Here is a 9,454-nt window from a genome sequence, read left to right on the forward strand (position 1 = left end):
GACCGGTGGGCGCACGATCTGACCCTAGGAATCCAACCCGTTCCAGGCGGCGAGAGTGCTGACCCACCGGCCGCTACCGGCGCCGAACCTGCCAGAGACCGGCGGGCCCGGTAAGCCCCATTAGGCGACGACGACCTCGATCCCCGTCTTCTCGAGGTCCGCGATCACGTCCGGGTCGGCGCCGTCGTCGGTGATGAGCACGTCGACGGCGTCGGGCGCGGCGAACCGCACCATCGTCTCGTGGCAGAGCTTGCTGGAGTCGGCGAGCACGATCACGCGCTGACCGGCGCTCACCATCGCGCGCTTGACCAGGGCCTCCTCCTCGTCGGGCGTCGTGAACCCGTGGCCGGTGGTGATGCCGTTGGTGCCGAGGAAGGCCACGTCGACGCGGAGATCGGCCAGCTTGCGGACGGCGGAGTCGCCGACGGCGCACTGCGTCACCCCGCGCACGCGGCCGCCCAGCATCTGCAGGGTGAGGCCGGGCGCGTTCGCCAGGCGCGCGGCGATCGGCACGGCGTTGGTCACGACCAGGAGCCGTCGGTCGGTCGGCAGCAGCTCGGCCAGGGCGGCCGTCGTGGTCCCGCCGTCGAGGATGATGCTGCCGTTCGTGCCGGGCAGGAAGTCCAGCGCCGCGGCGGCGATCCTGGCCTTCTGCTCGGCCAGCCGGCCGGTCCGCTCGCCGAGGCCGAGCTCGACCAGGGCCACCGCGTTGACCGGCACGGCACCGCCGTGCACGCGGCGGAGCATGCCGGCCCGCTCGAGGACGGCGAGATCCCGCCGGACGGTCTCGGTGGTGACCCGGAACTGCTCGGCTGCCGCGGTGACGCTCAGCCGCCCGCGCTGACCCACCAGCTGCGCGATCGCGTTCTGCCGTTCCTCGGGATACACCGGATCACCTTCCGAGCACTGACCGGCCGACGCCCGGCCGTGTGGACTGATAGAGCATTTCTGTTGATTCCTGTTGGACCCTGTTGACAACTCTAGCGCTCTCCGTGACGCTGGTCACAGTCCCGCCGCGATTCGTCGACACCCGCCACTCCGACTGGTGAGTGCCGCTCGGGCGAGCTGATGGTCCATCCGTCCCTCGGGAGGAAATCCAGTGAGCGCATCCACAGCAGCACCTGCGGGGCAGTCCGGCGCCAGGGTCGCGGTGCAGAAGTTCGGCACCTTCCTCTCCGGGATGATCATGCCGAACATCGCCGCCTTCATCGCCTGGGGCATCATCACGGCGCTGTTCATCGCCGACGGGCCGTTCCCCGTCGGTGGCCTCGGCGGGTTCGGCGAGAACGACGCCGGCGAGCCCAACATCGGCCTGGTCGGCCCGATGATCCGGTTCATGCTCCCGCTGCTCATCGCGGCGCAGGGCGGGCGGATGGTCTACGGCGTCCGCGGCGCCGTGGTCGCGGTGGTCGCGACGATGGGCGTCATCGTCAGCACCGACCAGCCGATGTTCCTGGGCGCGCTGATCATGGCCCCGCTCGCCGCGTGGGTGATGAAGCAGATCGACAAGCTCTGGGACGGCAAGATCAAGCCCGGCTTCGAGATGCTCGTGAACAACTTCTCCGCCGGCATCGTCGCGGCGGGGCTCGCCGTCGCGGGCTTCTTCGCCTTCGGCCCGGTCGTGGACGCCGTCGCGCGGGCCCTGGGCAACGGGGTGGACTGGCTCGTCGACAACGGCGTGCTGCCCGTCGCCAGCATCCTCATCGAGCCGGCCAAGGTGTTGTTCCTCAACAACGCGATCAACCACGGCGTGCTGACCCCGCTGGGCGTGCAACAGGCCGCCGAGACCGGCCAGTCGATCCTGTTCCTGCTGGAGGCCAACCCCGGCCCCGGCCTGGGCGTCCTGCTCGCCTACATGCTGTTCGGCCGGGGGATGGCCCGCAGCACCGCCCCGGCGGCCGCGGTCATCCACTTCTTCGGCGGCATCCACGAGATCTACTTCCCGTTCGTGCTGATGAAGCCGATCCTGCTGCTCGGCACCATCGCCGGCGGCATGGTGGGCATCGGCACCCTGGTGATCTTCGACGCCGGCCTCCGGGCGCCGGCCGCGCCGGGCTCGATCATCGCGGTCCTGGCGCAGACCCCGGGCGGCAGCTTCGTGGGCGTCGTCCTGTCCGTGGTCCTCGCCGCCGCGACCTCGTTCCTCATCTGCTCGGTCCTGCTGAAGCTGGACCGCAAGAGGGGCGGCGACCTGGCCGAGGCGACCGCCGAGATGGAGGCCATGAAGGGCAAGCAGAGCTCGGTCGCCGGCTACCTCAGCGCCACCGAGGAGGCGGTCGAGGACGAGCTGGAGGCCGCGGGCGTGGTGCACCCCGAGCAGCCGCGCCGCGGCCCGATCCACCGCATCGTCTTCGCCTGCGACGCCGGCATGGGGTCCAGTGCGATGGGCGCCTCGGTGCTCCGCAACAAGATCAAGAAGGCCGGATTCACCGACGTGGACGTGCAGAACGTGGCGATCGCCAACCTGACCGACGACGTCGACGTGATCGTGACGCACCAGGACCTCACCCCGCGCGCGCGGACGATGTCCCCGTCGGCGCAGCACGTGTCGGTCGACAACTTCATGAACAGCCCGCAGTACGACGCGATCGTCGAGGAGCTGAAGCGGACCAACGCGCAGGGCGCACCGTCCTCGCGCTGACCGACAGGCCGGCCGGCACCGGAATCCGGGTGCCGGTCGGCCGCACCACGCCCAGACCGCAGCGCATCCAGGGAGCCCCATGAGCGACGTCCTGACCCTGTCCCACATCAAGGTCCCCGGCGAGGCACGGAGCAAGGACGAGGCGATCCGCGAGGCCGGGCAGCTCCTGGTCGACGCCGGGGCCGTGAGCCCGGCGTACGTGGACGCGATGTTCGAGCGCGAGAAGTCGGTGTCGACCTACATGGGCAACTTGCTCGCCATCCCGCACGGCACGAACGAGGCGAAGGACGCCATCGCGCGGTCGGCGATCTCCGTGGTCCGCTACGACGAGCCGATCGACTGGAACGGCAACGAGGTGCGCTTCGCCGTCGGGATCGCCGGGGTCGAGAACGGCCACCTGGAGATCCTCGGGAAGATCGCGATCGTCTTCTCCGACACCGACGAGGTCGACAAGCTGCTCGCCGCGCGGTCGGCCGACGAGCTCTACCAGCTGCTCCAGGCGGTCAACGAGGACTGAACGCAGCACCCACCCTGACCGCGAGATCCTCGAGCCACCTCGGCCGGGGGAAGAGGAGGCCACCATGAAGGCACTGCGCTTCTACGCGCCGAAGGACGTCCGGTTGGAGGACGTTCCCGAGCCCGAATGCGGGCCCGACGAGGTCAAGCTGCGGGTCCGCAACTGCTCCACGTGCGGCACCGACGTGAAGATCTTCAACAACGGGCACCAGAACATCAGCCCGCCGCGGACCATGGGCCACGAGGTCGCCGGCGAGGTGGTCGAGGTCGGGGCCGACGTCAGCGGCTGGGCCGTCGGCGACCGCGCCCAGGTGATCGCCGCGGTCCCCTGCGGGGAGTGCTACGAGTGCCGCAAGGGCTGGATGGCGGTCTGCGAGAACCAGACGTCGGTCGGCTACCAGTACGAGGGCGGGTTCGCCGAGTACCTGATCGTGCCCCGGCAGGTGCTCAAGGTCGACGGTCTCAACCGGATCCCCGACAGCATCGGCTTCGACGAGGCGTCGGTCGCCGAGCCGTTCGCCTGCGCCATCAACGCGCAGGAGCTGATCTCCGTGGGGGAGGGGGACACGGTCGTCGTCTTCGGCGCCGGTCCGATCGGCTGCATCCACATCCGGCTGGCGCGGGCCAACGGTGCGAGCCGGGTGTTCCTCATCGACGTCAACGCCGAGAGGCTGAAGATGTCGGCCGATGCGGTGCAGCCCGACGAGGTCATCAACGGCAGCGAGGTCGACGTCGTCGAGCGGGTCAAGGAGCTCACCGGCGGCCGCGGTGCCGATGTCGTCATCACGGCGACGGCGGCGAACATCGCGCAGGAGCAGGCGATCGGCATGGCGGCGCGGCGGGGGCGGATCTCGTTCTTCGGCGGCCTGCCGAAGACGAACCCGTACATCCAGTGCGACTCCAACCTGGTGCACTACCGGGAGCTGATGATCATGGGCGCGAACGGCTCCGCGCCCGAGCACAACAAGCGGGCGCTGGAGTACATCGCCTCCGGGAAGGTGCCGGTCAAAGACCTGATCACCGCCCGGCTGCCGCTGGAGCGGGCGCTGGACGCCTTCGACGTCGTCGCCAAGGGCGAGGCCATCAAGGTGACCATCGAGCCGTGACCGGTTAGCCGAGCAGCTGGGCGACCGTGTAGATGATGAGTCCGGCCAGCCCGCCGACGACGGTGCCGTTGACCCGGATCCACTGCAGGTCGCGGCCGACCTGCAGCTCGATGCGGCGGCTGGTCTCCTCGGTGTCCCACCGGGCGACGGTGCTGCTCACCAGTTCGGCGACGTCGCCGGAGAACCGTTCGACCAGGTAGCCGGCGATCCCGTGGCTGTGCCGCTGCACCAGCTCCCGGGTGGTCGGGTCGGTGCGCAGCAGGCGGGCGCCGTCGAGGATCAGGCCGGTCAGCCGGGTGCGCAGCTCCGACGCCGGGTCGGCGGCGGCCAGCAGGACCGCGTTCTTGGCGTTGGTCCACAGCGAGCCCGACCAGGTGCGGACGGCGGGGTGTTCGAGGATCTCCTTCTTCAGCTCCTCGATGCGGGCCGCCGACGCCGGGTCGGTGCGCAGCGCGTGCACGTAGGCGTGGATCCGGGCGTCGTAGGCGCGGCGCAGCTCGTGCCGCTCGTCCCGCCCGACCTCGTCGAGGAAGGTCTGCACGCCGGCGAACACCCGGTCGAAGACACGGTCGTCGACCCAGTCGGGCACCCAGGCCGGGGAGGCGTCGCCGAGCTGGGCGCGGAAGACGACCCGGTTGTCCTCCAGGAAGCGGGCGAGCAGGCGCAGCGCGGCCGAGAGCACCTCCTGGTGCCGGTCGCCCTCGACGACGAGCTCCAGCACCCGGGCCAGGGCGGGCGCCGCGGGGGTCTGGTGCAGCTTGCGGTCGACCAGCGCCGCCACCGCAGGCTCGAGGTCCTCGTCGCGCAGCAGCTCGGTGAGGGCCGTGACCACGGCGGCCGCGTCGCCGGCCAGCCGCTCGGCCCGGCCCGGGGCGGCGAGGAAGCCACCGAGCCGTCCGGGGACGTCGATGGTGGTGAGCTTCTCCTCGACCACCGACCGGGTCAGGAAGTTCTCCTGCACGAACGAGCCCAGGCTCGCGCCGATCTGGTCCTTCTTGCGCGGGATGATCGCGGTGTGCGGGATCGGCAGCCGCATCGGGTGCCGGAACAGCGCGGTGACGGCGAACCAGTCGGCCAGCGCGCCGACCATCGAGGCCTCGGCGGTGGCGCGGACGTAGCCCACCCATGCGCCGGCGCCGTCGTCCAGGAGGACGCAGGCCAGGAAGACGGCGGCGGCGAGGACGAAGAGGCCGGTCGCCAGCCGCTTCATCCTCGCCAGGTCGGCCGCGCGCTGCGGGTCGTCGAGCGACGCGGCCAGGGGCGCGGTCGGGCGGAGGGCGGGCACCCGGTCGAGCCTAGGCACCCCGCCCCACGGCCGCGTCCCGCAGTGTCAGCCGGTCTCGCCGAGCGTCACCTCGACGGTCGTCGTCCCGCCGCCCCGGCGGATGGTCAGCGCCACGGTGTCGCCGGGTGCCGAGCTGCGGATGGCGGCGGTCAGCTCGGTGGAGGTGGTCACGGGGCGGTCGCCGACGGCGGTGACGACGTCGCCCTCGCCGAGGCCGGCCCGCTCGGCGGCGCTGCCCGACTCGACCGACACGATCTGCGCACCGGTGCCGATCTCGGCGTTCTCGTTCTCCGCCGCCGTGCGGGCGCTCACCCCGAGGAACGCCCGGGTGGCCGACCCGTTCTCGATGATCTGCTGGGCGATGCGGCTGGCGGAGTTGCTCGGGATCGCGAAGCCGACCCCGATGTTCCCGCTCTGCGACTGCGTGTCCGGGGTACCCGAGGCGACGGTGGCGATCGCGGTGTTGATCCCGATGACCTCGCCGGCGCCGTTGACCAGCGCGCCGCCGGAGTTGCCGGGGTTGATCGCCGCGTCGGTCTGCAGGGCGTCGATGACCGTCGTGTCGTCCTGCGTCGAGCCGGTGGCGACAGCGCGGTCGGTGGCGCTGATGATCCCGTCGGTGACGGTGTTCGACAGGCCGAGCGGGGCGCCGATCGCGACGGCGACGTCACCGACCTGGACCTCGTCGGAGTCGGCGAAGGTCGCCGGGGTGAGGCCCTGCGCCCCGTCGAGCTTGATCACGGCGAGGTCGGACGACGGGTCGGTGCCGATCACCTCGGCGTCGTAGACGGTGCCGTCGGAAGTGCGGACCTGCACGTCCCCGGTGCTGCCGCTGTCGAGCGTGACGACGTGGTTGTTGGTGAGCACGTAGCCGTCGGCGGACAGGACGACGCCCGATCCGCTGCCGGAGGACGAGCCGCTCTGCACGTAGACCGTGACCACGCTGGGTGCCGCCTTGGCCGCGGCCGCCGTGGCCGTGGTGGCCGTCTGCGGGTTCTGGATGGTCACGTTCTGCGCCGTCGACGTGCCCGAACCGCTGCTCGCCGGCTCGTCGAGCAACGCCACCGTGCCGGCACCGGCCCCGCCGCCGATGAGGGCGCCCGCCACCAGGCCGGCGAGGCCGATGCGCAGGCGTCCCGACCGGCGGGGGCCCGACGGCGGGCCGGGGGGAGGCGGCGGCGCGACCGGTGGCTGCGTCGGTGGCCCCCAGACCGGCTGCGCGGGCGGGGACGGCGGCGGGGACTGCGGGGAGGTCGGCAGCGGCGCGGCCCAGGGGTCGCCGGCCGTCGTCAGGGCAGATCCGCCCGGCTGGTCGGTCGGGTGCGGGTACTTCTCGTCCGTGGCTCCGGGGGTGCCGGGGTGCCCGTTCTCGCTCATGGTTCGCGTCCTCCCTCGCGCCAGCCCTCCGGCCGGTGCGTCGACACCACTGTGCGACGGACCGCTGCCGCATCGCTGAGGACATGCTGTGAGGTTGCTGGACGTGCCACCGCACGGACGGCGCGCGGTGCGCGTCAGCCGAGGGCGACGATCTCCTCGCGCGGCTCCCGGTCGGCGCGGTGGACCTGCGGGATGAGTGCCATCGGCGAGGTGCAGTGCCGCATGAGCCACCGGTGCGGCCCGTCGAGGGACCGGTGCAGCAGGGTGCCCTGGCCCGTGCTCATGACGAGCAACGGGGAGGGACAGGCCGCCGACAGCACGTCGCCGGCGCTCGCGCCCGGCAGCGCCGAGCGCTCGACCGACAGGGAGGGGAACCGCTCGCGCCACGTCTCCAGGTCGTCGGCCCACGAGGCGAGGGCGCGCTCGGGGGCGCGGGTCTGCAGGATCGACACCCCCACTCCGGCCCGCTCCGCGGCGGCCGCGGCGAACTCCGCGACGGCGGCGTCGTCGTCGGCGTCCCCGATGCCGAGCACCGCGACCACGGGCCGGCCCTCGATGCTGCCCCGCAGCCGGGGGACGACGACGACGGGCCGCGTCGCGCGGGCCGCCATCCGCAGCGCGATGGGCGCGAGCACCATCTCGTCGGCCGCGCCCGTCGTCGAGCTGCCGAGGACGACGAGCTCGCTGCCGGCCGCGGCGCGCATCAGCGCGGCGATCGGCTCGGCCGGCACCACCTCGGTCGTGGCGGCCAGGTCGTGCTCGGTGTGGCGGGCCACGGTGTAGGCCTGCGCGGCGATCCGGCGCGCGTGCGGGAGTTCCGGCGACGGCATCCCCGCGGCCACCTTGCGGCCGAGATACGTGGCGGCGTGCACGATCCGCAGGCCGGTGCCCCGTCGGGCGGCCTCGCGAGCGGCCCAGCGGACGGCGCCCAGTGCGACCTCGCTCCCGTCGACGCCGACGACGACGTCCCGGCCTGCGGGTTCGTCGTCGCCGGGCGCTCGCGGCTCCGGGGCGGCACCGCCGCCGGAGTCGTCGTCGGTGCGATCCGACGGGGCGAAGGGGGCCGAGGTCGACACTGCGCACCTCCGGGGAGTGGTTCGGTCCGGCCCTTCGAGCGTCCTCGCCCGGGTGCCGGGAGGGAAGACCCGTGTGCGTCCGAGCAGATCGGCAACTGCGTGTGCAGGCCGGGCCGTCAGCGGGTAGTGGGCCCTCGTTGGCTGGTGCGGAACTCGATTCCCCTGGGGGTATGCCGGTGCCCGGTCCCTTCGTCCGTGTCCTGGCGGTCGCCGCGATCCTCGCGGCCGGCGTGGTGGCGGCCGTCGGCGGTCTCGCGCTGCGTCCCCCCGGTGTCGTCGCCGTGGGCGTGGCCGGTCTCCTCGCGGGCCTGACCGCCGCGGCGATCGCCCGGGACGCACCGGGGCACTCCTTCCGCCGGACGGTCGAGGCCGCCGCCATCGCGACGGCGGCGACCGTCGGCGTGCTCCTGGTGGTGTCCGGGACGGCGGCCCTCGCCGGTGGGGCGGGGGTCGCGCTGCTCCTGCTGGCGGTGGCGGCGGTCTGGCTGGGCCGCGTCTGGTTCCGGACCCGCCGCGGTGAGCGGGCCGCGGCCTCCCGGTCGGGCGGCGAGGCGGTGATCGACCCGCAGCTGCGGAGCGCGCCCGCCGGTCATGGCGCACGCGCTGCCGCGGGTCCCGACTCGGCGGCCTCCGTGTCGTGGCTGCTGCCGCCGGTGGCCGGTCTGAGCACGGCGGCGCTCGGTGACGAGTGGGTGCACACGACCGCTGCGCTGGCCGGGCGGCTCGCGCCGGAGGTGCGACGGGCGATCGTCGAGCGCCGCGAGGCGGCCCTCGACGAGCTGGAGCGGCGAGACCCGGCCGGTTTCACCCGCTGGATGGCGGGAGGGCCGGAGCCGGGCAGCGATCCGGCGCAGTTCGTGCGCGGGGGACCGGCCGCCGACACCGAGGCGGCCTGAGGCCGGAGGTCGGCGCTCGACTGCCGGCCCGCGCGATGGGGCACCATCTCGCACGTGACCGGCCGGGGCCCCGCGGACCAGCACCTGCGCGACCTCGCGCGGCTGCGCCGGGTCCGCGACCGGATCGACCGGGAGTACGCGCAGCCCCTGGACGTCGAGGCGCTGGCCCGCGGCGCGCACATGTCGGCCGGGCACCTCAGCCGCGCGTTCCGGCGGGCCTACGGCGAGTCCCCGTACAGCTACCTCATGACCCGGCGCATCGAGCGCGCGATGGCGCTGCTGCGCCGTGGCGACCTCAACGTCACCGAGGTCTGCTTCGCCGTCGGCTGCTCGTCGCTGGGCACCTTCAGCACCCGCTTCGCCGAGCTGGTCGGCATGCCGCCGAGCACCTACCGGCGCCTCGCGGTCGACGGGACGGCCGGGATCCCGTGGGACTGCCCCGACTTCGGTTGACTCGTCGGGTTGGGGTTAGGCCGCGACTGCGGCGTGGGTGAGTGTCTCGTATTCGACCGGCGTGAGTCGGCCGAGTCGGCGTTGCCGCCGGCGGCGGTGATAGG

At 73.0% G+C, this 9,454-nt stretch carries 9 protein-coding genes; 5 read left to right on the forward strand and 4 right to left on the reverse strand.

What is annotated here, in order from left to right:
* Positions 1–120: 120 nt before the first annotated feature.
* Positions 121–888, reverse strand: a complete 768-nt coding sequence (locus tag ABD644_RS22565) for a DeoR/GlpR family DNA-binding transcription regulator (protein WP_344691603.1) — start codon at positions 886–888, stop codon at positions 121–123.
* A 211-nt stretch (positions 889–1,099) separates the two neighbouring features.
* Between ABD644_RS22565 and ABD644_RS22570 the strand changes: the two genes are divergently transcribed.
* The 3 genes from ABD644_RS22570 (at position 1,100) to ABD644_RS22580 (ending at position 4,263) form a co-directional block, all read left to right on the forward strand.
* The gene (locus ABD644_RS22570; RefSeq protein ID WP_344691607.1) at positions 1,100–2,641 is read left to right on the forward strand and encodes a PTS mannitol transporter subunit IIBC; all 1,542 of its coding nucleotides are present in this window, start codon (positions 1,100–1,102) and stop codon (positions 2,639–2,641) included.
* A gap of 79 nt (positions 2,642–2,720) precedes the next feature.
* Complete coding sequence (locus ABD644_RS22575; RefSeq protein ID WP_344691609.1) at positions 2,721–3,158, forward strand: PTS mannitol transporter subunit IIA; 438 nt, start codon at positions 2,721–2,723, stop codon at positions 3,156–3,158.
* Positions 3,159–3,222: 64 nt separating this feature from the next.
* On the forward strand, positions 3,223–4,263 hold the full coding sequence (locus tag ABD644_RS22580; RefSeq protein ID WP_344691611.1) for a zinc-dependent dehydrogenase: 1,041 nt from the start codon (positions 3,223–3,225) through the stop codon (positions 4,261–4,263).
* Positions 4,264–4,267: 4 nt separating this feature from the next.
* Here ABD644_RS22580 and ABD644_RS22585 read toward each other — a convergent pair whose 3' ends face one another.
* From ABD644_RS22585 to ABD644_RS22595, 3 genes are all read right to left on the reverse strand, one after another.
* The gene (locus tag ABD644_RS22585) at positions 4,268–5,548 is read right to left on the reverse strand and encodes a DUF445 domain-containing protein (RefSeq protein WP_344691612.1); all 1,281 of its coding nucleotides are present in this window, start codon (positions 5,546–5,548) and stop codon (positions 4,268–4,270) included.
* Between the two features lie 45 nt (positions 5,549–5,593).
* Positions 5,594–6,925 (reverse strand): S1C family serine protease, encoded by a 1,332-nt coding sequence (locus ABD644_RS22590; protein WP_344691615.1) that lies wholly within the window; start codon positions 6,923–6,925, stop codon positions 5,594–5,596.
* A gap of 134 nt (positions 6,926–7,059) precedes the next feature.
* The gene (locus tag ABD644_RS22595; protein WP_344691617.1) at positions 7,060–8,001 is read right to left on the reverse strand and encodes a universal stress protein; all 942 of its coding nucleotides are present in this window, start codon (positions 7,999–8,001) and stop codon (positions 7,060–7,062) included.
* Between the two features lie 170 nt (positions 8,002–8,171).
* Between ABD644_RS22595 and ABD644_RS22600 the strand changes: the two genes are divergently transcribed.
* Both ABD644_RS22600 and ABD644_RS22605 read left to right on the forward strand, forming a co-directional pair.
* Entirely contained in the window at positions 8,172–8,897 is a 726-nt protein-coding gene (locus ABD644_RS22600; protein WP_344691619.1) for a hypothetical protein, read from the forward strand.
* Positions 8,898–8,951: 54 nt separating this feature from the next.
* Complete coding sequence (locus ABD644_RS22605; protein WP_344691622.1) at positions 8,952–9,350, forward strand: helix-turn-helix transcriptional regulator; 399 nt, start codon at positions 8,952–8,954, stop codon at positions 9,348–9,350.
* Positions 9,351–9,454 lie beyond the last annotated feature (104 nt).

The sequence above is a fragment of the Blastococcus jejuensis genome (assembly GCF_039534705.1).
Lineage (GTDB): Bacteria > Actinomycetota > Actinomycetes > Mycobacteriales > Geodermatophilaceae > Blastococcus_B > Blastococcus_B jejuensis.